General features: G+C 60.0%; 25 protein-coding genes and 1 tRNA gene. 7 read left to right on the forward strand and 19 right to left on the reverse strand.

Features of this window, described 5'->3' with window-relative positions:
* The first annotated feature begins 140 nt into the window (after positions 1-140).
* Both AC07NR_RS04615 and AC07NR_RS04620 read left to right on the forward strand, forming a co-directional pair.
* Positions 141-4,985 carry an RHS repeat-associated core domain-containing protein gene (locus AC07NR_RS04615; protein ID WP_495077909.1) on the forward strand — a complete coding sequence of 1,615 codons (4,845 nt, stop codon included), beginning with the start codon at positions 141-143 and terminating at the stop codon, positions 4,983-4,985.
* A 2-nt stretch (positions 4,986-4,987) separates the two neighbouring features.
* The gene (locus tag AC07NR_RS04620; protein ID WP_495077910.1) at positions 4,988-5,380 is read left to right on the forward strand and encodes a hypothetical protein; all 393 of its coding nucleotides are present in this window, start codon (positions 4,988-4,990) and stop codon (positions 5,378-5,380) included.
* Between the two features lie 67 nt (positions 5,381-5,447).
* Here the strand turns inward: AC07NR_RS04620 and AC07NR_RS04625 are convergent, their stop codons facing one another.
* From AC07NR_RS04625 to AC07NR_RS04640, 4 genes are all read right to left on the reverse strand, one after another.
* Positions 5,448-5,615 carry a hypothetical protein gene (locus tag AC07NR_RS04625; protein WP_167443766.1) on the reverse strand — a complete coding sequence of 56 codons (168 nt, stop codon included), beginning with the start codon at positions 5,613-5,615 and terminating at the stop codon, positions 5,448-5,450.
* 120 nt (positions 5,616-5,735) lie between these two features.
* Positions 5,736-6,152 carry a hypothetical protein gene (locus AC07NR_RS04630; RefSeq protein WP_495077911.1) on the reverse strand — a complete coding sequence of 139 codons (417 nt, stop codon included), beginning with the start codon at positions 6,150-6,152 and terminating at the stop codon, positions 5,736-5,738.
* Positions 6,153-6,286: 134 nt separating this feature from the next.
* Positions 6,287-6,655, reverse strand: coding sequence for a bacteriocin (locus AC07NR_RS04635; RefSeq protein WP_085710666.1), 369 nt, complete (start codon positions 6,653-6,655; stop codon positions 6,287-6,289).
* Positions 6,656-6,965: 310 nt separating this feature from the next.
* On the reverse strand, positions 6,966-7,154 hold the full coding sequence (locus AC07NR_RS04640; RefSeq protein ID WP_085701198.1) for a hypothetical protein: 189 nt from the start codon (positions 7,152-7,154) through the stop codon (positions 6,966-6,968).
* Positions 7,155-7,397: 243 nt separating this feature from the next.
* Here AC07NR_RS04640 and AC07NR_RS04645 point away from each other — a divergent pair, with 243 nt between their 5' ends.
* Positions 7,398-7,673, forward strand: a complete 276-nt coding sequence (locus AC07NR_RS04645; protein ID WP_169429541.1) for a hypothetical protein — start codon at positions 7,398-7,400, stop codon at positions 7,671-7,673.
* 54 nt (positions 7,674-7,727) lie between these two features.
* On the opposite strand, the gene AC07NR_RS04650 is transcribed toward AC07NR_RS04645, so the two are convergent.
* From AC07NR_RS04650 to AC07NR_RS04660, 3 genes are all read right to left on the reverse strand, one after another.
* Positions 7,728-8,048, reverse strand: a complete 321-nt coding sequence (locus tag AC07NR_RS04650) for a YbjQ family protein (RefSeq protein ID WP_114882012.1) — start codon at positions 8,046-8,048, stop codon at positions 7,728-7,730.
* A 153-nt stretch (positions 8,049-8,201) separates the two neighbouring features.
* Positions 8,202-8,291: transfer RNA gene (locus AC07NR_RS04655), tRNA-Ser, on the reverse strand.
* A gap of 111 nt (positions 8,292-8,402) precedes the next feature.
* Positions 8,403-8,534, reverse strand: a complete 132-nt coding sequence (locus tag AC07NR_RS04660) for a hypothetical protein (RefSeq protein WP_495077912.1) — start codon at positions 8,532-8,534, stop codon at positions 8,403-8,405.
* A 64-nt stretch (positions 8,535-8,598) separates the two neighbouring features.
* Between AC07NR_RS04660 and AC07NR_RS04665 the strand changes: the two genes are divergently transcribed.
* The 3 genes from AC07NR_RS04665 to AC07NR_RS04675 all read left to right on the forward strand — a co-directional run bounded on the left by AC07NR_RS04665 (position 8,599) and on the right by AC07NR_RS04675 (position 11,332).
* Complete coding sequence (locus tag AC07NR_RS04665; RefSeq protein ID WP_085732367.1) at positions 8,599-9,288, forward strand: crotonase/enoyl-CoA hydratase family protein; 690 nt, start codon at positions 8,599-8,601, stop codon at positions 9,286-9,288.
* 215 nt (positions 9,289-9,503) lie between these two features.
* Complete coding sequence (locus AC07NR_RS04670) at positions 9,504-10,226, forward strand: 1-acylglycerol-3-phosphate O-acyltransferase (RefSeq protein ID WP_495077913.1); 723 nt, start codon at positions 9,504-9,506, stop codon at positions 10,224-10,226.
* 134 nt (positions 10,227-10,360) lie between these two features.
* Entirely contained in the window at positions 10,361-11,332 is a 972-nt protein-coding gene (locus AC07NR_RS04675; RefSeq protein WP_134825980.1) for a magnesium and cobalt transport protein CorA, read from the forward strand.
* A 40-nt stretch (positions 11,333-11,372) separates the two neighbouring features.
* Here the strand turns inward: AC07NR_RS04675 and AC07NR_RS04680 are convergent, their stop codons facing one another.
* The 3 genes from AC07NR_RS04680 to AC07NR_RS04690 form a co-directional block, all read right to left on the reverse strand.
* Positions 11,373-12,095 (reverse strand): amidotransferase, encoded by a 723-nt coding sequence (locus tag AC07NR_RS04680; RefSeq protein WP_085710661.1) that lies wholly within the window; start codon positions 12,093-12,095, stop codon positions 11,373-11,375.
* Positions 12,096-12,190: 95 nt separating this feature from the next.
* Entirely contained in the window at positions 12,191-14,335 is a 2,145-nt protein-coding gene (locus AC07NR_RS04685; protein WP_495077914.1) for a 3-hydroxyacyl-CoA dehydrogenase NAD-binding domain-containing protein, read from the reverse strand.
* Positions 14,336-14,352: 17 nt separating this feature from the next.
* Positions 14,353-15,558 (reverse strand): acetyl-CoA C-acetyltransferase, encoded by a 1,206-nt coding sequence (locus AC07NR_RS04690; RefSeq protein ID WP_114882009.1) that lies wholly within the window; start codon positions 15,556-15,558, stop codon positions 14,353-14,355.
* Between the two features lie 583 nt (positions 15,559-16,141).
* Between AC07NR_RS04690 and AC07NR_RS04695 the strand changes: the two genes are divergently transcribed.
* Positions 16,142-16,969 (forward strand): c-type cytochrome, encoded by an 828-nt coding sequence (locus AC07NR_RS04695; protein WP_495077944.1) that lies wholly within the window; start codon positions 16,142-16,144, stop codon positions 16,967-16,969.
* A gap of 14 nt (positions 16,970-16,983) precedes the next feature.
* On the opposite strand, the gene AC07NR_RS04700 is transcribed toward AC07NR_RS04695, so the two are convergent.
* The 9 genes from AC07NR_RS04700 to AC07NR_RS04740 all read right to left on the reverse strand — a co-directional run bounded on the left by AC07NR_RS04700 (position 16,984) and on the right by AC07NR_RS04740 (position 23,996).
* Entirely contained in the window at positions 16,984-17,793 is an 810-nt protein-coding gene (locus tag AC07NR_RS04700; RefSeq protein WP_085705298.1) for a transglutaminase family protein, read from the reverse strand.
* Positions 17,790-18,740: an alpha-E domain-containing protein gene (locus AC07NR_RS04705; protein WP_085710656.1), complete on the reverse strand. Its 951-nt coding sequence runs from the start codon at positions 18,738-18,740 to the stop codon at positions 17,790-17,792. The genes AC07NR_RS04700 and AC07NR_RS04705 overlap by 4 nt, the downstream gene beginning before the upstream one ends.
* A 12-nt stretch (positions 18,741-18,752) precedes the next feature.
* Entirely contained in the window at positions 18,753-20,162 is a 1,410-nt protein-coding gene (locus tag AC07NR_RS04710) for a circularly permuted type 2 ATP-grasp protein (RefSeq protein WP_025113343.1), read from the reverse strand.
* A 476-nt stretch (positions 20,163-20,638) separates the two neighbouring features.
* On the reverse strand, positions 20,639-20,986 hold the full coding sequence (locus AC07NR_RS04715) for a ribonuclease E inhibitor RraB (protein WP_007960698.1): 348 nt from the start codon (positions 20,984-20,986) through the stop codon (positions 20,639-20,641).
* A 210-nt stretch (positions 20,987-21,196) separates the two neighbouring features.
* Positions 21,197-21,430 (reverse strand): hypothetical protein, encoded by a 234-nt coding sequence (locus tag AC07NR_RS04720; protein ID WP_085710655.1) that lies wholly within the window; start codon positions 21,428-21,430, stop codon positions 21,197-21,199.
* A 152-nt stretch (positions 21,431-21,582) separates the two neighbouring features.
* The gene (speE, locus tag AC07NR_RS04725; RefSeq protein ID WP_085608797.1) at positions 21,583-22,458 is read right to left on the reverse strand and encodes a polyamine aminopropyltransferase; all 876 of its coding nucleotides are present in this window, start codon (positions 22,456-22,458) and stop codon (positions 21,583-21,585) included.
* Positions 22,459-22,593: 135 nt separating this feature from the next.
* Positions 22,594-22,785: a PLDc N-terminal domain-containing protein gene (locus AC07NR_RS04730; RefSeq protein ID WP_003223221.1), complete on the reverse strand. Its 192-nt coding sequence runs from the start codon at positions 22,783-22,785 to the stop codon at positions 22,594-22,596.
* 71 nt (positions 22,786-22,856) lie between these two features.
* Positions 22,857-23,387: a hypothetical protein gene (locus AC07NR_RS04735; protein ID WP_495077915.1), complete on the reverse strand. Its 531-nt coding sequence runs from the start codon at positions 23,385-23,387 to the stop codon at positions 22,857-22,859.
* Positions 23,388-23,477: 90 nt separating this feature from the next.
* Entirely contained in the window at positions 23,478-23,996 is a 519-nt protein-coding gene (locus AC07NR_RS04740; protein WP_085608799.1) for an ankyrin repeat domain-containing protein, read from the reverse strand.
* Between the last annotated feature and the right edge of the window lie 93 nt (positions 23,997-24,089).

A 24,089-nucleotide genomic window follows, 5' to 3' on the forward strand; every position in this document is an offset into this window, starting at 1 on the left:
AGCAACGGGCAATGTCGGTTGTCCGCCGAATCGCATTTAGAGAATTGCCCTACAGACATCGCCTACTTGCCTGACTTCTTTCCTGTTTGATCCCCCGCAAAGTTTCGCGCCATCCCCTTGATGCGCGCGAGTGACTGCGAATGCTTCCATCTGACCAACTCCTGAAACTGAACAACAGCATCGGTTTGCTGGTGGTCGCTGCGCTGAACCCTGACCAGCCCGACGCCGAGAAGCTGTTTCAGGAGTTCCGTCTCTGCCTCAACGACTATGAAAGCTGGGCCGAGCAGTTCTGGACGGGAACCGCGCTGGATGTCGATCAGGTGTTCAAGGTCGGCAACGATGTCCAACTCAGTGCGCCGATTGCCAGCCGAAAACCCATCAGCTCCTCAGTGGCCATGTGTTCTGCCACTGGCTCCCTGACGCTGGTGCACATGTTCGAAGCCGCGCGCTTCGTGCCGATCGGCGATACGCCGGTGACCCTGGAACCGCTCATTTCCGATGTCGGCGGTGTGCTGAAATTCGGCGAACCGCAGCATTACACCATCGGCCCCAGCGGCATTCTCGAGGTCGACGACTGCGACCGGGGCCAGCGTTATCGCATCACCTTCTTTCCCGATGTTTCTACCGCGCATATCCAGACGCTGTATGCCTCGTATCAGGGGCTTATCGATGGCCTGGAAAAATGGTTGCGTGAGGAATGGGTCGGGTTTCAACCGCAATGGGCCGAGTTTTCCAGCGCGGGTTTCCTGGAGCGTTACGGTCAGTTGCAGCAGGCCGACTGGCGCGGTTTCGAAACGGCGCTGAATGGCGTCTGGGATGACGTGAAACAGCTGTTCGCCCTGCTCGCCGACTTACAGGCCAACAGCGAAAAACTTCTGCAATACCTGTCCGGCGTCGAGCTGGAAGCCTTGCTCGAGGCCTCCTCCGAAGCCATCGCCAATGGCTTGCTGATGCTCAGCGACGAGCCGTTGCTGTTCATTCATCTGGCAGCTTTTACCAGTTGGCTGAAGATGCTGCCGCCGCAGTACCTCGCCGAGGTGGTGGCTGAAGTCCGGGCGGAGTTACTGGTCAGTTTTCTGCTGATGTGCATGTCGGGCGGTATGGGCGTGCCGCTGCGGTTGAGCGCCAAGGTGCTCGGCAAGATCAAGTCGCCACGTACCCGGGAATGGCTGGCGGCGTCGGCGTTGCGGTTGGCGGAGCTGACTTCGGCACCCGATCTGACGCGGCATGCGGGCGCTTTGAAACCGCTGATGATCAATGCACGTCCGGCACCATTGCGGCCGACACCTGCGGTTCCGCTGGAGATTCGCACGGCGGATGCGCGGGTGTTGACGGTGCCCAATCCGGCGGCCATTGCCCGTAACAAGTCCCACGGCTCGACGCGAATGGAGCGGCATGAGCCTCGCGACGATGCTTCGAATCAGGCGAAAAATCCCAACGGCGACAGCGCCGACTGTGTGCCCCGGACCTGCACCAACGGTTGTCCGGTGTCGATGGTCACCGGCGAGGAACTGCTGACGCTGACCGATGGCGTGCTTGATGGGCTGCTGCCGTTCGAGTTCAGCCGGTTGTATCGCACCAGCGCAGTCGAGATCGATGTCGGGTTGGGGTTTGGTTGGAGTCATTCGCTGGCGCATCGGCTGGAGGTCGAGGGCGACGGCGTGGTCTGGGTTGACCATGAGAACCGGCGCACGCGGTTTCCGCTGCCGAGTGTCGAGCGTCCGGCGATTCACAACAGTCTGTCGCGGGCGGCGATCTTTCTTGGGGATGAGCCGGAGGAACTGATCGTTGCGCTGGCGGGGGATGCGGCGCGGTTTTATCACTTTCGGGCTGGGCGTCTGACGGCTGTCAGCGATGCGTATGGCAACCGGTTGCGTATTACGCGTGATCGTCTGGATCGCGTTGAGCGCCTCGATAACGGGGCCGGTCGTTCATTGTTGCTGCGCTATGAGCGGGCGCATCTGGTCGCGGTCGATTATCAGGTTTTTTCTGAGTCCGCCTGGCGTACCGAGCAGACGCTGGTCAGTTACTGCTTTGATGCCCGTCATCGGTTGATCGAAGCGACCAACGCCGTCGGCGAAAGCGAGCGTTACGACTACGACGATGCCCACGTCATCCTGCAGCGGCAGTTAACCGGCGGTGCGAGCTTCTTCTGGGAGTGGGAGCGTTCCGGCAAGGCCGCGCGCTGCGTGCGGCACTGGGCGTCGTTTTCGCAGATGGACACGCGTTACGTCTGGGACGACGCCGGCAGCGTGCGGGTGCAGTACGTCGACGGTCGCGAAGAGGTTTACGTCCACGACGACACGGCGCGGCTGGTGCGTCAGGTGGCCGCCGACGGTGGCGAACAGCTCAAGGCCTACGATTCGGCGGGCCGGCTGGTCGCCGAGCAGGATGCGCTGGGGGCGGTCACCGAGTACCGCTACGACGATGTCGGACGGCTGGTCGCGCTGATTCCGCCGGACGATGCGCCGACATCCTACGAATACCGCAACGGTTTCCTGCACCGCCGTAGCCGGGGCGAGGCGGAGTGGGCCTACCGGCGTAATGCCCAGGGTGATATCACCGAATCGGTCGATCCCGACGGCCATGTCACCCACTACCACTACGACCCGCAGGGGCGGCTGCTGTCGATCCGTTATCCGGACAGCGGCCGGCACGTGTTCGTGTGGAACGACCTTGGGCAACTGGTCGAGGAAAGCCTGCCGGACGGTGGGGTTCGGAAGTTTTCCTACGATGCCTTGGGACGGCGGATTACTGCGCAGGACGAACATGGCGCCGTCACCCGCCATGTGTGGGACGCCGTCGGCCGGCTGATCCAGACCACCTCGCCGACGGGTGCCACCCGTGCCTGGTCCTACAGCGCCTACGGGCAGATCACCGCCGAACGCGATGAACTGGGGCGCATCACCCGTTACGAGTATGACGACGACCTGCACCTGGTCAGCCGGCGCATCAATCCCGACGGTACGCGGCTGCAGTATCGCTACGACCATGCGCAGCTGTTGCTCACGGAGATCGAGAACGAGTCCGGCGAAAAGTACCGGCTGGACTACACGCCGACCGGATTGATCCGACAGGAAACCGGTTTTGATGGCCGGCGCACGGCCTACGTCTACGATCGCAACGGCCATCTGCTGGAAAAGACCGAGTACGGCGACGACGGCTCGACGCTGGTTACTCATTACGAGCGTGACAGCGCCGGGCGTCTGCTGCTCAAGACCCTGCCCGACGGGATCGAGGTCAGCTACCACTACGACCGTCTCGGTCGGCTGGTCGGCGTGGATGACGGCCAGAATCACCCGCTGGCCTTCGAATACGACCTGCAGGACCGCCTGGTGCGTGAGCATCAGGGCTGGGGCACCCTGCGCTACACCTACGACGCCTGCGGCCAGCTCAGCCGAATGCGCCTGCCGGACAACAGCAAGCTCGACTACCACTACGCCAAGGGCGGCGCGCTGACCGCGATCGACCTCAACGGCGCCTTGCTCACCCGCCACGTCTACCAGAACGGTCGCGAGCAACAGCGCCAGCAAGGCCTGCTGCTCAGCGAATACGCCTACGACGAACAAGGACGGTTGCTGTCCCACGCCGTAGGCCATCAACGCAGTGCGCTGTACCGCCGCGACTTTGCCTACAGCGCCAACGGCAACCTCGAACACATCGCCGACACCCGCCACGGCCAGCGCAGCTACCAGTACGACGCCCTCGACCGGCTGATCCGCGTGCGCCACACCCGCGACGATGTGCCGGAAAACTTCGCCCACGACCCGGCCGGCAACCTGCTGATGCAGGACCGTCCGGGCCCGACACAGATCAAGGGCAACCGCCTGCTGATGCAGGGCGACCGCCACTACGACTACGACGCCTTCGGCAACCTGATCCACGAACGCCGTGGCCGCGTCCAACAGCTCGTCACTGCATACCGCTACGACAGCCAGCACCGCCTGATCGGCCTGACCCGTCCCGACGGCACCAGCGCCACCTACCAATACGACGCCTTCGGCCGCCGCATCCGCAAAACCGTCGACGGCCAGACCACCGAGTTCTTCTGGCAAGGCGACCACCTGATCGCCGAAAGCAGCCCGACTCAGCACCGCAGCTTCATCTACGAACCCGGCACCTTCCGTCCACTGGCGATGCTCGACGGCCAAGGCCCGAAACGCGCCTGCCCGTTCTACTACCAGCTCGACCACCTCGGCACGCCGCAGGAACTGACCGACTACAGCGGCGACATCGTCTGGTCGGCCAAATACAGCGCCTACGGCAAGGTCACCTCGCTGGAACTGGCGACCGACGACTACCTCGACCAGCCACTGCGCTTTCAGGGGCAGTATTTCGATGAAGAAAGCGGACTGCATTACAACCGGCACCGGTACTACGACCCGGACGTTGGACGGTACCTGACGCCGGATCCGGTGAAGCTGGCAGGTGGGTTGAATCAATACCGGTACGTGCCGAATCCGACAGGGTGGGTGGATCCGTTGGGGTTGACGTCCAACTGCCCACCGCCGAACAGACCGGGATGTTCGGTGCCGGATAGGACAGCAGGCACTAAAGTAGATGAAGGCGAGCCAAAAACTCCTAGCCCAATACAAGAAAATCACTATCTGTACAGAGGTGATGAACGAGAGCCATGGGATATCTTTGAAGGAGGATTTGAACCATGGGGCGAGAGTAAGGACTTATTTTTGCACGCATTAGATAACAAAAGTCCTCCCAGCTGGTTCGTAAGCACATCAATCTCGGAAAAAGAAGCCGCGAAGTTTGCAACTGGATACGGGTATGCCGAAGGATACATCTACATCCTGAAAAACATTCGAGGAATCGATGTAAACAAAGAGTTAGGCGCTATGTCACCACATCGACGCGAGAAAGAGATAGCAGTCCCTGGCGGTATCAACAATCGAGATATCGTGGGTGCTACACCTGTCAATGAAGATGGTAGCTACGTCGGGTATTCAATACCTAATCCGTATAGGAGGTAACAGTGAAAACAATAGAAATTCAAATCCTGAAAAATCAAAGAAAAGAAACAGCAGAAGTCGAATTTGATAGAAAAAAAAGATCGCTAACACTCACCATGAAGGATGGATTAATAAAAACCTGCACTGCAGAGGACCTATATGAATGCTTCGGCATAATTAGGGCACATTTTCCAGAAATAATTTTTCTTTGCAAAGGAGCACGGAAAAATGTTCACCCCTCCCGTATGACTTCGCAGATGTCATGCGGGCTAGTCGCATATCAAGTCAGGCTTGGCCATCCAACCGAAGAAGAAGACATTGTCAGAATTTTTGACTACGAAGAAGAAGATCTAACAAACGATATAAAGGAGCAAAAAGAATTCTACTCATCTTGGATAAAATCACTTGCTTCATAATTCGAGTATTTTCTTACCTTTTTAATCAAGGGGATCCCGCCCCCCCATAAAACTTGCAGACCCACTCTCACTCATCATCATCAAAATCCTCATACTCAAGCTCCTCCCCCTCACCCTCCCAAAGCGGAACCGTCGCATCATCCATCAACGACCCTGGATCTTCATTCCCCGGATCATTGATAAACGGCAACCCGCTCGGGCCTTTTTCTTCCTTGCCTTCGGTTTCGGGAGTCATGGTGCACCTCGGAAGCTCAGCGTGTAGACGTTCGAAAAGTATGGTCGCTAAACGTTCCGGCGCATTACGTGCGAACACAAAAAACCCGGCACAAGGCCGGGTTTCAGTAACTCCGCTTGCTCAGCGGTGACGATATTTGTGTTTGTGCTTGTGGCCGCCACCGGAATGCGATTTTCCGCCATCGCCTCCCAGGCTGTTGCCCACTGCACCACCTGTCGCGCCGCCGAGCCCGGCACCGACAGCCGAGCCGGTAGATCCACCGACGCTGTTGCCGAGCACTGAACCACCCGCCGCGCCAAGACCACCACCAATCGCGGCCTCCGTACGATTACGCTTGTTCGCCCCGACGGCACTGCCGGCTGCACCGCCCACACCGGCACCGACTGCTGCGCCGGTGCTGCCGCCGAGTTGTCCGCCGACCACGTTACCCAGCACACCACCCAGACCACCACCGACCGCCGCGGAACCATCGCCGGCAGCCATGGCGCCTTGCGCCACGAGCAATCCTAAAACCAACGCAGTTAAAGTCGATCGCATACAGACCTCGCAGGTCCCGGATCGGGACGGTACGCCCGGAAGGGGCTATACGGAATTGGAGGCGAATTCCGGAAAAACGTTCAGCAACGAAAAGGCCCGGCATAAGCCGGGCCTTTTCAGACATGCATTCGCAATCAGTGACGCTTGTGGCCCTTGGACAGGTTGCTGCCCACCGCGCCGCCCGCTGCGCCGCCCAGGCCGGCGCCGATGGTCGCGCCGTTCTTGCCACCCAGGCTGTTGCCGATGATCGAACCACCTGCCGCGCCTACACCGCCGCCAATGGCCGCTTTGGTACGGGCACCTTTCTTCGCTGCCAAAGCACCGCCAGCCGCGCCAGCCAGGCCAGCGCCGATGGCCGCGCCGCTGCTGCCGCCCATTTTCTGGCCGACCACATTACCCAGCGCGCCACCCAGGCCACCACCCAGTGCGGCGGTGCCATCACCGGCCATTGCACCTTGAGCGACCAGAAGCCCCAGAACCAGAGCAGGCAGAGTTAAACGCATGACGAAAACCTCAAAAGAAGGAAGAAAAAGGGCGCAGATTGAATGCTGTTGCCGAGGCAATGTCCAGTGCCACAGTGCACTTGGCGCCGATTGGACAGCGATTTTGGAAAAGGTTTTATCGCAGGCAAAAAAAAGCCCGCTGGGGAGACGGGCTGGAGACTTGCTTTCTAACGGATGGCTTCACCCTACGTAGACCGGTGTGAAAAGTTTGTGAAAGAAACCGGACGGTTCCGCAATTTCCGTAGGACGCTTCTCTAGAAAATCAGCAATCAAAAACCCCGCTCAATGGCAGGGTTCTGTGGCATCCGGATTACTTCCTGGAACGTGTCGTCACCTTGGGCAGAAATTTTGCTTTCGGCCCCTTGGGTGCTGTCGACTTGATCTTGCCGGTCTGCACCGGATCTTCGCCAAAGCCCGCCTGATACTCGGTCTGGCCACAGCGCACGCAATTGTTGAATGGAAATTCAGCCCCGTCGTCTTCGATGTACGGATCAGTCATCTCTTCACCCCTTTCAAAAGCGGGCCGATACCGGCAAGACCCTTTTGCCTGAAAAAATATCGACCTCCAAGGCTTTTGAGACTAGCCGGTCATTCCTGGACTTGTGATTCAGATCACCCGAAGCCCGACGAATGGCCTACAGAAATTAAACACAATGTTCAGACCACTGATCCTACGGAGCTAAAGATTCCCAACCACAGGCCGTTGCCCTTTTTCCTACGCAATGAATCTCAAGGAGAGAACATGGAAATCAAAGGATTCCCACCGATGCCTGTTGTAAAGCTCACGGACGAGCAGATCGCCGCTGGTAAAGCCGGGGCGGAAAAATTCAAGGAGAAGCTTGCCTCAGGCGAGATCGTCATCAAGCCGCTCGACGGACCTAGTCCTGTACAGCCTGGCAAACCTGGCGTCATCTACCATCCAGACCCGGTCCAGCCTGGCGGTACGCCCATGGTTGCCATCGATACCCCCCTGACCTACGACTCTAAAGGCACTGTCGTACTCAAACCGCAGGGCTGATTCATGGCAGGGAGCCCATTCCGTTGAATGGGCTCACGCACGCTAAACCAACGATCAACGCAACTTGACCGCCGTGCCGGTCGCGAACACTACAACCATGCCGCCCTTCCCCGCCGGCATGCTGATCTCGAAATCTACTCCGACCACCGCATCCGCCTGCAAGGCCCGCGCACGCTCCTTGATTTCGTCTGTCGCCTGAACACGCGCCTCCTTCAACGCCCGCTCCAGCGTCTGCGAACGTCCACCGAAAAAGTCCCGCATCCCGGCGAACATATCGCGAATCACATTCACGCCCTGCACCGACTCGGCACTGACAACGTCCAGATACGCCGTGATCTGCCGGCCTTCGATGGAGTGAGTGGTGGAAATGATCATGGAAGTCGTCCTTTTACATACAGATAAAACCGCGATTGTACTGCCACGGCAAAGTGAAGCCGAACCCAACTCTGTGAGCAAAAAAATCCGGACACCTGAATGCACAAAACCCCTGGCTTCTCTCGAAACCAGGGGTTCTGTTTACATCGAATTTGGCGGTGAAGGAGAGATTCGAACTCTCGATACAGTTTCCTGTATACACACTTTCCAGGCGTGCTCCTTAAGCCACTCGGACACTTCACCGTATCTCTTCAAACATGTTCTGTCTGTCGAGGCGCGCTAATGTAGTCGAAAGCTTTTCTGATGGCAAACTTTTTTTCAGAATTTTCATGCGGTTAAGAGAAAAAGTCGTTTCTACTGTCGATGGGCCATGGCGATCCGGCCAATCTCGGGTGGGCGCAGCCCTTCTATATAGGCGCGCAGGCGTTTGTCGTGGGGCACGTTGCAGCGGATCAGCCGCTCAAGGGTGACCGACGGGTCAGTCACAGTGCTTTACCTGACCGGCGACGGTGGGTAACGTCTGCCCATCTTTCTAATAAGGAATTGCGCCATGAGCGACCTGATTGCCTACCACCTCGAAGACGGTATCGCGACCCTGACCCTGAGCAACGGCAAGGTCAACGCCATTTCCCCGGACGTGATCGCGGCCTTCAACGCGGCGCTGGATCAGGCGGTGGCGGATCGTGCAATCGTGATCATTACCGGCCAGCCGGGCATTCTGTCCGGCGGCTACGATTTGAAAGTGATGACCGCCGGCCCTAAAGAGGCCGTGTCCCTGGTAACCGCTGGTTCGACCCTCGCCCGTCGTCTGCTGTCGCACCCGTTCCCGGTGATCGTTGCCTGCCCGGGTCATGCCGTGGCCAAAGGCGCTTTCATTCTGTTGTCCGCCGATTACCGGATCGGTGTCGATGGCCCGTTCAGCATTGGTCTGAACGAAGTGCAGATCGGCATGACCATGCACCACGCCGGCATCGAACTGGCTCGTGATCGTCTGCGCCGCTCGGCCTTTCACCGTTCGGTGATCAACGGCGAGATGTTCGATCCGCAAAGCGCTGTGGATGCCGGTTTCCTCGACAAGGTGGTTTCTGCCGAAGAACTGCAAGGTGCCGCCCTCGCCGCCGCGCGTCAGTTGAAGAAGATCAACATGACCGCGCACAAGAATACCAAGCTCAAAGTACGCAAGGCGCTGCTGGAAACCCTGGATAACGCGATCATTCAGGATCAGGAGCACCTGGGCTGAGTCCTCTTCGCTGCGAAACAGAAAAGCCCGACCGTCGTGTCGGGCTTTTTCTTACGCGCGCGGTTTAAAACTCTTCGGCAGCTCTAGGACGCCTCTGACCGACAAGTCGGAAACATGCGCTTAAACATCGCCCATCTCCTGACTCTATAGCGGCAATTGCCGAAAACAGTGCACATCCGTACACTGCGCCACCTTTTGTCCCGGTGGGCCTGAAAATGCTGTTCGTGTTTCGTATGTTATTGATGGGCCTGCACTTTATGCTGGCGGGTGTGCTCGGGGTGATTCTCGGGCTGTGCCGGCCATTCAATCCGGACAACAGTCGTCTGTGTGCCCGTCTCTATGCCCTGCCGGCCATGTGCATTCTGCGCCTGCGAGTGAAGGCCGACGTCGGTCAGCTGATGAACAAGCCCGATAGCTGCGTGATCATCGCCAACCACCAGTCCAACTATGACCTGTTCGTGTTCGGCAACGTAGTGCCGCGACGGACCGTGTGCATCGGCAAAAAGAGCCTGAAATGGGTGCCGCTGTTTGGCCAGTTGTTCTGGCTGGCCGGCAACGTGTTGATCGATCGTGGGAACCCGCACAAGGCGCGTCAGTCGATGCTGACAACCACCGACACCTTGCAGCACAAAGACACCTCGATCTGGGTCTTCCCGGAAGGCACCCGAAACCTGGGCGAAGAACTGCTACCGTTCAAGAAAGGCGCGTTCCAGATGGCCATTGCCGCCGGTGTGCCGATCGTTCCAGTCTGCGTCAGCAGCTACATCAAGCACATGCGCCTGAACCGCTGGCGCAGCGGGAAAATTCTCATACGCTCGCTGCCGGCGATTCCTACTGCCGGCCTGACCATGGACGACATGCCCATGCTTATCAGCCAGTGCCGCGAGCAGATGCGCGAGTGCATCGATGCGATGGATCGGCAGCTTCAAGCTGCGTGAAAAAGAAACCCGCCCTGTGCGGGTTTTCTTTTGCCCGGTGAACTGTGCAGATTTCACTGACTCTCAAGCAACGACACGGCTAAGCTGAAGCCATGTCTCCCCTGCCATCTGCCAAGAAGAAGTGAACCACCACCATGGGTCGAGTTGTTGCTGCTGCGGTTTACAGCGCCGGTAAGAAAGTCACCAATATTTCCCTCGATGAAGGCGCCGCCTGGGCCGCCAAGACCGGGCACTTTGTCTGGATCGGCCTCGAAGAGCCGAACGCCCAGGAGCTGGCCAACCTGCAGCGCCAGTTCAACCTGCACGAACTGGCCATCGAGGATGCCCTGGAAAAACACAGCCGTCCGAAACTGGAAACCTTCGGCGACGCTCTGTTCATCGTCACCTACTCCCCCGTTCGCGAACACGGCATCCTGCAGTTCATCGAAACTCATATCTTCGCCGGCAAGGGCTACATCATCACTGCCCGCAATGGCCATTCGGCGTCCTACGCCCATGTCCGCCAACGCTGTGAGGCGCGGCCGCTGTTGCTGGAACACGGGGAAGATTTCGTACTGTATGCGCTGCTGGATTTCGTGATCGAAAACTATCAGCCGGTGGGTGAAGCGATCCACGCCGAGATCGATGAACTGGAGCGCAACGTGTTGTGCAGCGCGCTGAATGAGCACGACATCCAGAAGCTTCATGGCCTGCGCCGCGATGTATTGCGCTTGCGTCGATACGCGGCGCCGATGGTGGAGATCGGCGAAGAGTTGCAGAAGCTGAGCTTCCCTTTCATCGACAAGAACATGCGCCCTTACTTCCGCGATGTGCAGATCCATGTCACACGGCAGATGGAAGACCTGACCACCCTGGCCGACATCGCGAGCCAGACCATCGAGATCGGTGTACTGCTGGAGGCGTCACGGCAAAGCGTGGTGCAGCGCAAGTTTGCGGCATGGGCGGCGATTCTGGCGTTCCCGACGGCGGTCGCCGGGATCTACGGGATGAACTTCCAGAACATGCCGGAGCTGAGCTGGCATTACGGCTACTTCGCCGTGCTGGGCTTTATCACCGTAGGTTGCGTGGGGCTGTGGGCGAGCTTCAAGAAATCAGGCTGGCTGTAAGGAAAAAAAGCCCCCGTGCAGGACACAGGGGCTTTCGGGTTCAAGCGGCGTCTGGCTTGTGCGCCACAAAACGCATCATCCATTCCGCCACCGTAGTGCCGTGGTGATCGCTCTCAAGACTGGCCACGCCCTTGCTGTAGATCTGCTCGCCCAGCGCTTCCTGACGCAGATCCAGCAGCGCCCGCGAATAATCGTGAATGAATTCCGGATGCCCCTGGAAGCACAGCACCTGATCGTTGATGTGGTACGCGGCGAACGGGCAGAAATCGCTGGAAGCAATCACCGTGGCGTTCTCCGGCAACGCCGTGACCTGGTCCTGGTGGCTGATCAACAGGGTCAGTTCTTCACGCACCGGGCTCATCCACGGAGCCTTGGCCGCCAGCTTGTAGTTGTGGGTGCCGACGCCCCAGCCCTGGGTCGCACGCTCGCTCTTGCCGCCCAGCAGCAGCGCCAGCAGTTGATGGCCGAAGCACACGCCCAGCAGTTTGTCGCCGCGCTCATAGCGGGTCAGCAGGTATTGCTTGAGGGTCTGGATCCACGGATCGGTGCCGAACGAGTCAGCCTTGCTGCCCGTGATCAGGTACGCATCGAAGGTCAGATCATCACTCGGATAGTCGCCCTGCATCACGTTGTACACCGTGAACTCGGCGGCAATCGGCTGTTGCGAGAACAGGCGCTGGAACATCTGCCCGTATCCCTGATATTCATCGACCAGTTCCGGACGCAGGATGTCGGTTTCCAGAATGCAGATGCGTAGCGACATAAAAAATTCCTGACACGTGATGGGAATAATGCACACCCCAGAGCCTGCCCTGAAACCACCCGGCAAGGCAAGCCCCGGAATGCTTCCCCGACCCGCTAGAACAGCTCGCCGCTGGCAGCCTTTTGCAGCAGCAGCGCTGGCGGTGCAAAACGCTCGCCGTACTGTTCAGCCAGGTACTGCGCCCGCGCGACAAAGTCCTTCACGCCATATTGATTGATGAACTGCAACGCGCCGCCCGTCCACGCCGCGAAACCGATGCCGAAGATCGAGCCGACGTTGGCGTCCGCCGTCGACGTCAGTACGCCCTCCTCCACACAGCGCACGGTTTCGATGGCTTGCACGAACAGCAACCGGTCACGCACATCTTTCGGCGAAATCTGCCCGTCGGCTTTCTCGAAACGGGCTTTCAACTCCGGCCACAAGTGTTTCTGACCGCCCGCCGGGTACTCGTAAAAACCGCCTCCTGCCGCCTTGCCCGGCCGCTTGTATTCGTTGAGCAGCAAGTCAATCACGGCGAACGCCGGGTGCTCGATCAGTGGTTTCCCTTCTGCTTGAAGGTCTTTGGCCGTTTGTTGACGGATATGGCTCATCAGGCTGAGGGAAACTTCGTCGGAGATCGCCAGAGGCCCGATGGGCATGCCGGCCTTGCGCGCTTCGGTCTCGATCATCGGCGCGCTGACACCCTCACCCAACATGGCGATGCCTTCGTTGGTGAAAGTGCCGAACACCCGCGAAGTGAAGAAGCCGCGACTGTCGTTGACCACAATCGGGGTTTTCTTGATTTGCAGTACGAAATCGAACCCGCGTGCGAGGGTTTCGTCGCTGGTTTGCGCACCCTTGATGATTTCCACCAACGGCATTTTTTCCACCGGACTGAAGAAGTGCAGGCCGATAAACTTGCTCTGATCCGGCACCGCAGCCGCCAGGCCGGTGATGGGCAAGGTCGAAGTATTGGAGGCAATCACCGCGTCGGCGCCAACCACCTGTTGCGCCGCTGCCGAGACCTTGGCCTTGAGTTCACGATCCTCAAACACCGCCTCGATGATCAGGTCGCAACCCGCCAGATCGGCATCGCTTTCAGTGGTCCGGATACACGCCAGCACCGCTTCACGCTGCTGCGCAGACATTTGCCCGCGAGCGACTTTCTTGTCCAGCAACGCCGCCGAATGTGCTTTGCCCTTTTCGGCAGCCGCGAGGTTGATGTCCTTGAGCACCACATCGATTCCGGCCGAGGCGCTGACATAGGCGATTCCCGCGCCCATCATCCCGGCGCCGAGGACACCCACGCGCTTCGTCACATAAGGCACAAAGCCCTGCGGCCGCGAACCGCCGGCATTGATTTCATTGAGCTGGAACCAGAACGTGCCGATCAGGTTTTTCGAGATCTGGCCGGTGGTCAGTTCGGTGAAGTAGCGGGTCTCAATCAGGTGCGCCGTGTCGAAATCCACCTGCGCGCCTTCCACCGCCGCACACAGAATCTTCTCCGGCGCCGGCATCGTGCCCTGGGTTTTGCTGCGCAGGATCGACGGTGCAATCGCCAACATCTGCGCGACTTTCGGGTTCGACGGCGTGCCGCCGGGAATCTGATAGCCCTTCACATCCCAACGCTGCACCGCCGCAGGATTGGCCAGAATCCAGGCCCGGGCCTTGGCCAGCAGCTCATCGCGATCGGCTGCCAGTTCATCGATCAAACCGGCCTGCAATGCCTGCTGCGGACGGACTTTCTTGCCCTCGAGCAGATACGGCAGGGCTTTTTCGATGCCGAGCATGCGCACCATGCGCACCACTCCGCCGCCGCCCGGCAACAGGCCGAGAGTCACTTCCGGCAGGCCGAGTTGCACCGAAGCATCGTCCAGCGCCACGCGGTGGTGGCAGGCCAGGCAAATTTCCCAGCCGCCGCCGAGCGCCGCGCCGTTGATCGCTGCGACCACCGGTTTGCCGAGGGTTTCCAGGGTGCGCAACTGGCCCTTGAGGGTCAGCACCATGTCGTAGAAGGCCTTGGCTTCGGGCTTGCCGACCTTGATCAGTTCATTCAGGTCGCCACCGGCGAAGAAGGTTTTCTTGGCCGACGTGATGATCACCCCGGCGATGTCATCTTTTTCCGCGAGCAGTCGGGCGACGCTTTCGGCCATGGCTTCGCGGTACACCGCATTCATGGTGTTGGCGCTCTGGCCCGGCATGTCGATGGTCAGGAGGACGATGCCGTCCTGGCCTTTTTCGTAACGAATGGCTTGGGTCATGACAGGTTTCCTTGAGGTCAGAGGCGTTCGATGATGGTGGCGATACCCATGCCGCCGCCGACGCACAGCGTCGCCAGGCCGTAGCGCAGGCGCCGGGCTTCCAGTTCATCGAGCAAGGTGCCGAGAATCGCGCAACCGGTGGCGCCCAGCGGATGGCCCATCGCAATCGAACCGCCATTGACGTTGACCTTGTCCGGGTCGACGGCCATGTCCTTGATGAATTTCAGCACCACCGAGGCGAACGCCTCGTTGACTTCGAACAGGTCGATGTCTTCGACCCGCAGCCCGGCCTTGGCCAGCGCCTTGCGAGTGGCCGGCGCCGGGCCGGTGAGCATGATGGTCGGGTCGGTACTGGTGACCGCCGTGGCAACGATTCGCGCCCGGGGTTGCAGGCCCAACTCGCGCCCCTTGGCTTCGGAGCCGATCAGCATCAGCGCCGCACCATCAACGATTCCCGAACTGTTGCCCGGTGTGTGCACATGGTTGATGCGCTCGACATGGCTGTAGACCCGCAGCGCCGTGGCGTCGAAGCCCATTTGGCCGATCATTTCGAAACTCGGCTTGAGCTTGCCGAGCCCTTCAAGGGTCGACTCGGCACGAATGAACTCATCGTGATCGAGCAGGATGATGCCGTTCTGATCCTGCACCGGCACCAACGATTTGTTGAACGAGCCGTCAGCCCGGGCCCGGGCGGCTTTCTGTTGCGAGTGCAGCGCGTAGGCGTCGACGTCCTGACGGCTGAAGCCTTCAAGGGTGGCGATCAGGTCGGCGCCGACACCTTGAGGGGTGAAATGGCTGTGCAGGTTGGTCTGCGGGTCCAGCGCCCAGGCGCCGCCATCGCTGCCCATCGGCACGCGGGACATGGATTCGACGCCGCCGACCACCACCAGCTCTTCGAACCCGGAACGCACTTTCATCGCCCCCAGGTTCACCGCTTCCAGCCCCGAGGCGCAGAAGCGGTTGATCTGCACGCCAGCGACACTGACATCCCAATCGGCCACCTGCACGGCGGTTTTGGCGATGTCCGAACCTTGATCGCCAATCGGCGTGACACAGCCGAGCACCACGTCATCGACCTGGCTGGTGTCCAGCGCCGTGCGCGCCTGCAGCGCGGTCAGCAACCCGGCCACCAGGTTCACCGGTTTGACGCTGTGCAGCGAACCGTCGGCCTTGCCTCTGCCACGGGGCGTGCGTAATGCGTCGAAAATCAAAGCTTGGGTCATGGCGTTCTCGAACCTGTGCGGTGAGTGAAATTCGTGCCTCCACTCTTGGCCGGGACGGTCACGGATTCAATGACCACAGCGCTCAATGACGTTGACGTGCACGCTCAGACGGACGGTCATTCCCGATCAGGTTAACCGGTTCAGGTCACCGAGCTGTCTAGCAAAAGGGCGGCAAAGAAGCTGGCAATGGGCCTCATACCTTTTTAATCGCGACTGGTAGCAAATACATATGAAATGGATCTAAGCCAAGCGTGACGCGGGCCCTAAGGTGAACATGTACGTCGTTGTCGTCGGGTTTTGCCGAGGCAGGCGTTCTTCAACAGGAAGTGCAGCGCTTGCCGTCATGGATATGCAGGCAGGCATCAGGAAATAACAAAAAAGGCGGTCAAGCCATGTTCAAACAACCGAAAGTTCGTCAAGCAGGGCTCATTCTTTTCGCCACGACGCTGTTGTTGATTTTGCCGAACCTGACCAAGGTCATCGGCTGACTCAAGCGGCAGGTATTGCTCATCGCCACTGAAAATTTGACTGGCCCGCTATCCGGGCCAGCGTGGCTGTGCCAACCTTTGCGCACTTCCACGACATGGACGGCGATCACTTGAAAACGCTCATTCTGTTCGGGGCCATGCTGCTGAGCCTGCCCCTGTCTGCCGCGCAGCTGAACCTGGAGCTGGGCGCGAACAGCCGCACCTGGCAGACCGAGGAATTGCTCAAGCATCCTCAGGTGCAAACCCTCACGGTCAAGAACGACGTTTCCTACAAGCAAGACATGACTTATCGCGCCGTGCCGATTGCCGCGCTGCTGACCGGCATCAAACCCGAAGATCACCTGCAAGCCGTAGCGCTGGACGGTTTTGCCGCAGAGCTGTCCGCCGCGCCGCTACTGAACAACAAAGGCTCACGCGCCTGGCTGGCCATCGAAGACCCGGTCCACCCATGGCCGCCGCTGTCGGAAGGCAAGCACAGCGCCGGGCCGTTCTATCTGGTGTGGACCGACCCGCAGGCCGGCAATATCAGCCCGGAACAATGGCCGTTCGAAGTTGCCAGCATCAAGCGCATGGCGCCGGTGGCCGAGCGTTTCCCTGCCCTGCTGCCGGATCCTGCGTTGAAGGCCGATGACCCGGTGAACCAGGGTTTTGCGCTGTTTCAGAAAAACTGTCTGGCCTGCCATCGCCTGAATGGTGCGGGGGATGCGCAGTTCGGGCCGGACCTGAATATTCCCTACAACCCGACCGAGTACTTCGGCGCGGACTTCCTCAAGCGCTACATTCGCGATCCGCAGAGTCTGCGTCAGTGGCCGCAGGCGAAAATGCCGGGATTCTCCGCCGAAGTGTTACCGGACGCGGATCTGCAGAAGCTGATCGGGTATTTGCAGCACATGGCCGGGCGCAAGGTTGCGCCCGCCAAGTAACCCAATTACATCGTTTACTGCTGCTGCACCGAGATGACTGGCGCTGGTGTCGGCGACACCAGCACTTTCGCATGCATCTGCTCTGACCCGCCGCCCCGACGCATGCCCCGCACCGGGCAGGCGTCGAGGTAATCCAGTCCCACCGCCAGTTTCAGGTGCCGCTCCGGCCGCGCCAGTTCATTGGTCACGTCGAAGCTGTACCAGGCGTCATCGATCCAGGCCTCGGCCCAGGCGTGACTGGCCAGGTGTTCGCAATCCTCGCTGTAGAGATAACCCGACACATACCGCGACGGCACCCCGAGACTGCGCGCGCAAGCCAGAAACGCGTGAGCGTGGTCCTGGCAAACACCCGCCCGCCCGGCAAACGCCTCGGCGGCGCTGGTGTCGACCTCGGTGGAACCCGGCGTGTAGGTCATGTGCTGATTCAGCCCATGCATCAGGTCAATCAATGCGTTGCGGTCCCGTCGTTGTTTGCAGGACTTCTCGGCAAACGCCCGCAGCGCCTCGTCAGCCTCGGTCAGCCGGGTGAAACGCAGGAACGGCAGCGCCGACTGGCTCTCATGTTCCGCTTCGCGCAATTCGTCGATATCGACCTGCCCCCGAGCGCCGATGATGATCGCTTCGTGGGGCTCGTCCATGGTCAGCACATGCAGGATGTTGCCGAACGGATCGAGCTGGGCCCGTACCGGGCGCGGCAGGTCGAGCTGCCAGCTCAGTACGTGCTGGCGTTCGCTGTCGTGGGGTGTCAGGCGCAGATACTGGATGCTCGCCCGCACCTGATCTTCGTAGTGATAGGTGGTCTCGTGGCTGATGGAAAGTCTCATGCGGCCTCCAGGTAGGAGCTGTGAATGGCGTTGCCCAGCTGGCGCACCAGCGGGATGAACTCGGTGAGCCAGGCGTGCAGCCCTTCCTCGAGGATTTCTTGGATGCCGGTGTAGCGCAGGCGTGCGTCCATTTCCGCCGCCAGCCGTTGCGCCGGACGACCATTGGCTCCCGGCAGTTGCGCCAGGATCTGGTCGATCTCTTCGGTGCAGGCCCGCAGCGAACGCGGCACGTCGGCACGCAACAGCAGCAGTTCGGCGACATGCCGGGCGCCGGGCGCATCGCGGTAGATTTCGGTGTAGGCCTCGAACGAGGACAAGGCCCGCAACAAGGCGCTCCACTGGTAATAGGCGTGGGCGGTGCCGTCGCTGACCGCTTCCGCCTGATCACCGGCCATTTCGTAGCGGGCGTCGAGCAGGCGCAAGGTGTTGTCGGCCCGTTCGATGAACGTACCCAGGCGAATGAAGCGGAACGCGTCGTTGCGCATGATGGTGCCGTAGGACGCGCCACGGAACAGATGCGAACGTTCCTTGATCCACTCGCAGAAGCGGCTCATGCCATAACGGCTGAGGCCCTGATTGGCGATCCCGCGGATCTCCAGCCAGGTGGCGTTGATGTTCTCCCACATGTCAGCGGTGATCCGTCCGCGCACCGCATGGGCACTGGCCCGCGCCGCACCGAGGCAGCTATAGATGCTCGCCGGGTTGGCCGCATCGAGGGCGAAGAAATGCAGCAATCGCTCGGCATGCAGCTCGCCGTGGCGTTCCAGGTAATCGTCCAGGGTGCCGGTAATCATCAGCGGCATCGCTAGTTCGTGCAGACCGTCGCCACGGCCGTCCTGCGGCATCAGCGACAGCGAATAGCTGACATCGAGCATGCGGGCGAGGTTTTCCGCCCGCTCCAGGTAACGCGACATCCAGTACAGATCCGAGGCAGTTCTACTTAACATGGCAGGCTTCCTTCAATCCTCGACCACCCAGGTGTCCTTGGTTCCGCCGCCCTGGGATGAGTTCACCACCAGAGAGCCTTCACGCAGGGCGACACGGGTCAAACCGCCGGGCACGACCCGGGTTTCGCGGCCGGACAATACGAACGGGCGCAGGTCGATATGGCGCGGCGCAATGCCGTTTTCGACAAAGGTCGGACAGGTCGACAGCGACAGCGTCGGTTGCGCGATGTACGCGTGAGGCTTGGCCTTGATCCGCTCGCGGAACGCATCGATTTCCGCGGTCGTCGCTGCCGGCCCCACGAGCATTCCGTAACCGCCGGAGCCCTGGGTTTCCTTGACCACCAGATCCGGAAGATTGGCCAGCACATGGGAAAGTTCAGACGGATTGCGGCATTGCCAGGTCGGCACGTTCTTCAGGATCGGCTCTTCATCGAGGTAGAAACGGATCATCTCGGTGACGAACGGATACACCGACTTGTCGTCCGCCACCCCGGTGCCGATGGCATTGGCCAGCACCACGTTGCCGGAGCGATAGGACGACAGCAGCCCCGGCACGCCAAGCATCGAATCCGGGCGGAACGCCAGCGGATCAAGAAACGCGTCGTCGAGTCGGCGATAGATCACGTCCACCGCTTTCGGGCCGTCGGTGGTGCGCATGAAGACCTTGTCGTCGCGCACGAACAAGTCGGCGCCCTCGACCAGTTCCACGCCCATTTCCCGCGCCAGAAACGCATGCTCGAAAAACGCGCTGTTGAACCGCCCCGGAGTCAGCACCACCACACTCGGGTCGTCGATCGGGCTTGAGCTTTTCAGGGTGTCGAGCAGCAGGTTCGGGTAATGGTCGATCGGGGCGATGCGCTGGGCCGCGAACAGTTCGGGGAACAGGCGCATCATCATCTTGCGGTCTTCGAGCATGTAGCTGACGCCGCTGGGCGTGCGCAGGTTGTCCTCGAGCACGTAATACGTGCCGTCGCCGTCGCGCACCAGATCGACGCCGGAGATGTGCGAATAGATATCGCGGTGCAGATCCAGGCCCTGCATCGCCAACTGGTATTGCTCGTTGGCCAGCACCTGCTCGGCGGGAATGATCCCGGCCTTGATGATGCGTTGCTCGTGATAGAGGTCGGCGAGGAACATGTTCAACGCCTTGACCCGCTGGATGCAGCCGCGCTCGACGATCCGCCACTCGCTGGCGGGAATGCTGCGCGGAATGGTGTCGAAGGGAATCAGGCGTTCTGTCCCTTGCTCGTCCCCGTAGAGCGTGAAAGTGATCCCGGCACGATGGAACAGCAGATCGGCCTCGCGTCGCCGCTGGGCCAGCAGTTCGTCAGGCGTGTCCGCCAGCCAGCGGGCAAACTCCCGGTAATGCGGACGGACCTGGCCGCCGGCATCGTACATTTCATCAAAATAGGTGCGGATCATGCCGTACTCCTTGTCACCCCGGACCTACAGGCCTTCGCAAGGCCCGTGCCATCGGCATAAACGCTTTGATTTCAATCGGTTGGATATTCACGCCACACGCACCGCACCATTCCTGTGCGGCAAATGCCCCAACCTGATCGCCCCCGCTTCATTGCGACGCAGTCCTGTCGCCTATCACCAGCATAGTCAGAGTTGATTTCACTGCCCGGCGCCTGCTGCGGATAATCCGCACATCCGCTGCAAAACGTCCCTGACGAAGCACGCAGCCCAACTGACATGGCTTGCCCCGGCAGCCCTCCCGGCCGTAACCCTGACCGGTTTCCTCTCCTTCCGGTCTTCCCTTTCAGCCACCTCTCCTGGTGGCTTTTTTTTGCCTCGGATTCTTGTTTCAGGGTTTTGCCGTGCAATGTTCAAGGTGCAGAAACGACAACGGCCGACCCGAAGGTCAGCCGTTGCTCGACGTGTTGCGAGGGTGATCAGTTCAAACGATGGCGGTTGCGCACCTCCTGCTTCACGCCCCAGCCTTCGATGATGCCGCCCAGAGGCTCGACCACCGCCGAAAAGCCCTGTTCGAAATCGCCGATGTCGTCGTAGGTTGCGTACATCACCTTGCTCAATTCCAGGGACCACGCGCCGTCGTCGCGCGCACTGACCTGGGCATTGATGGATTCACCGCGAAACTTGCCTGCCGCCCTGCGCGCCCGCTCCTCGTCCGGGAAAATGGCGTAGAACTCGATGGGATGGAATCGGGAAAAATCGAAACCGCCTTCTTTCATGCGGCGCAGCACGTTGCTGCTGATGTCTTCTTGATAGGCTGTGCTCATGAACGTCCCCCTCGCATAGATGGATAGACTTTCCGTATTCCCTGCGCCTGGCCGAACGGCTCAGGCGTTACGGCAACCGTGTTGCCGACGGGAAACAAGCATGTAGCTGACAAGACCAGACCTTAGCGATCCGTTCGCTGATCTCGCTTGCAGAGTAGCCCCAAGATAGAGCCGCTGCCAAGGCCTGGTGCGTTACTGACAAGAAGATTTTCAGATGGGTGTGATGCTGCGGATTTCGATGCTGTTCTGGGTTTTCAGGCTTTTGGCGCCTGCATCGGAGGTGCGCCCTTCCAGATCGTTCAGATCCAGTGCGGCGGCGACAGGAAGGAGTCGTTCCTTGATCAGTCGTGCGGCCTCATCATCGCTGGGGCATTCCGCACGCTCGAAGACTTCATCGACAATTTCACCGTGATCATCCACGAAAGTGACTTTCCACTTTTGCATTGGAGCCTCCTCGAACAAACCCGCAAATGGGCTTACATCTATCTCGACTTTTGTCAGGATTGATCGTTCAAAAGCTTTACACCGATGAAACATGAAAAACCTTTCATCTACGGGAGCGAATCACCCCGCTCCCGCAGATGACGACCGAGTGATCAGTCGTTGCTTGGCTTGTTCACCGCTTGCAGTACGTATTGCGGCAAGGCGAAGGCGCCGATGTGGATTTCCGGGTTGTAGTAACGGGTGACGATGCCGCTGCCGATGAAGCGCTGTTGCAGGACTTCACGGCTCAGCTTGCGGTAGGCCGGATTGGTCGAACCCCAGGCGAAAGTCATCGAGCCGCCGATGTAGGTCGGCACGGCCGCCTGGTAGAAGTGCCAGTCCGGGAACAGGCTGCGCAGGCGACCGGCGGTGGTCTTCACTTCGTCGATCTGCATGAACGGCGTGCCGTTCTGGGTCACGAGGATGCCGCCCTCGTTCAGGCAGCGGTGGCAGGCCTGGTAGAAATTTTCCGAGAACAGCACTTCGCCCGGGCCGATCGGGTCGGTGGAGTCGGAAATGATCACGTCGAACTTTTCAGTGGTGGTGGCGACGAAACGCATGCCGTCATCGATCACCAGGTTCAGGCGTGGATCGTCGTAGGCGCCCTTGGAGTGGTTCGGCAGGAATTCCTTGCACATGTCGACCACGGTGCCGTCGATCTCGACCATGGTGATGTGCTCGACGCTGGCGTGTTTGGTCACTTCGCGCAGCATGCCACCGTCGCCGCCGCCGATGATCAGTACGCGCTTGGCGGTGCCATGGGCGAGGATCGGCACGTGGGTGAGCATTTCGTGGTAGATGAATTCATCGGCTTCGGTGGTCTGGATCACGCCGTCCAGCGCCATCACCCGGCCCATGCGCGGGTTCTGGAAGATCACCAGGTGCTGGTGTTCGGTGCGCACTTCGTGCAGCAGTTTTTCCATGCGAAAACGCTGGCCGTAGCCTTCGTAGAGGGTTTCCAGGTATTCGCTGGTCTTGGTGACGGTCATGGTGAAGTGCTCCGATGAATGCGCGGGCGCCAATCGTCAGGTTCGATTGCCCGGGAAAGGCGCGCATTCTACGTTGCCGAAGATGACAGGTCGAACCTCAGTTCATCGGCCCCGCGCAATCCATGGTGCGAACGCTCAGATCCGCACATTGCCCCGCGGCCCGGCGATCGCCCAGATGATCAGGCCCAGCACCGGCAGGAGGATGATCAACAGCACCCAGAGGATTTTCATCCCGGTCTCGGCGCCGCTTTTCAGCACGTTGATGATCGCCCAGATGTCGAGGGCAAGAATGATCAGGCCGATCAGGCCGTTGAACGTGGAACCCATGGTGTCGCTCCAGAATAGTGGCATGCACTTTTAGGATAGACGGTCGCGCGCAGGGTTCCCTTTTATTGCGTTCAGACGTGAACGGCGACCTTCAAGGCTTCCAGCGACGGCGCGGCGGCGATGCCGGCTTCGGCGCACAGTTCCAGCACACGCGGCACGTCGTTGCCGTAGACCAGCACCACTTGCAGCTCGTCGTCGAGAAGCTGACTGAAGTTCATCAGCGTGTAACCGCCGTTTTCCTTGTTCAGGCTGCTCATCTGCACCTGGATGCGGTTGAGCGCGGTCAGCGCTTCGGTCTTGGCCAGTTGCTTGGGCTTGAGGTTGAACTCCACGCCGGGGCCGAACGACGCCACGATCTGTGTGAACAGGTCGACATAGGTGTCGGCCTGGAACAGCACGGTCTCCGGCAGACTGCCGACCACCACCCATTCGCCCAAAGGAATCGGGAAGGTGTCGTCGTAGTTGATGTCCGGGTTGGCGGTCAGAAAAGCGTCGGCATCGGCGTAGGCCTGTGCGGCTTCATCGGCGACTTTCTGAATCTCGTCGTCGCCCATGCAGCCGGAGCTGATTTTGCTGATGAGTTCGGCGAGTGCGGCTTTCATGGGGGCGGATCCTGTGGCGAAGGGAGTTTTGAGGGCGCGAAGGATAGCGCATTCTCGCCTTCGCCACAGAGCGGGTTCCGGCCAGCGGCGTTAGCCCAGCAGTTTTTCCAGCTGCGCGGTGGTGTCCACGGCGCCCATGGTGCGGGCCGCGTCCAGCGCGGTGATGCCGTTGGCATCCTTGGCTTTCGGATCGGCGCCCTGATCGATCAGGAAGTCGACGATTTCAACGCGGTTGAACATCGCCGCCATCATCAGCGCCGTGCGGCCATCGAAAGAGGCGCCTTCAATCTGCGCGCCACCCGCCACCAACGCCTTGACCACCGCCAGATCACCCTTGAACGCCGCGCCGGCAATCGGGCTCTGGCCGTTGCCATTGCGTTGTTCCGGGTCAGCCTTGTGCTTGAGCAGCACTTGCACCGCGTCCACATGTCCGTAGTAGCTTGCGAGCATCAGCAGGGTGTCGCCCTTGCTGTTGGTCAGGTTCACCGGCAGACCGGCGGTGATCAGGCGGTCCAGCATCACCGCATCACCTTCGCGCGCCTTGTTGAATACCTGCTCGGTGAATTCGGCAGCTTCTTCGGGGGTCATCTGGCGGCTTTGGTCGGACATGGGGCAACTCCACTTTCGGTCAATCGGAAAGCCGCTAGTTTCCCGAGCGCGGCGATAGCTGTCATCCCCTTTTTTCCAAGCTTCGCGATAGCC

It is taken from the genome of Pseudomonas sp. GW821-FHT09C09 (genome assembly GCF_059418105.1).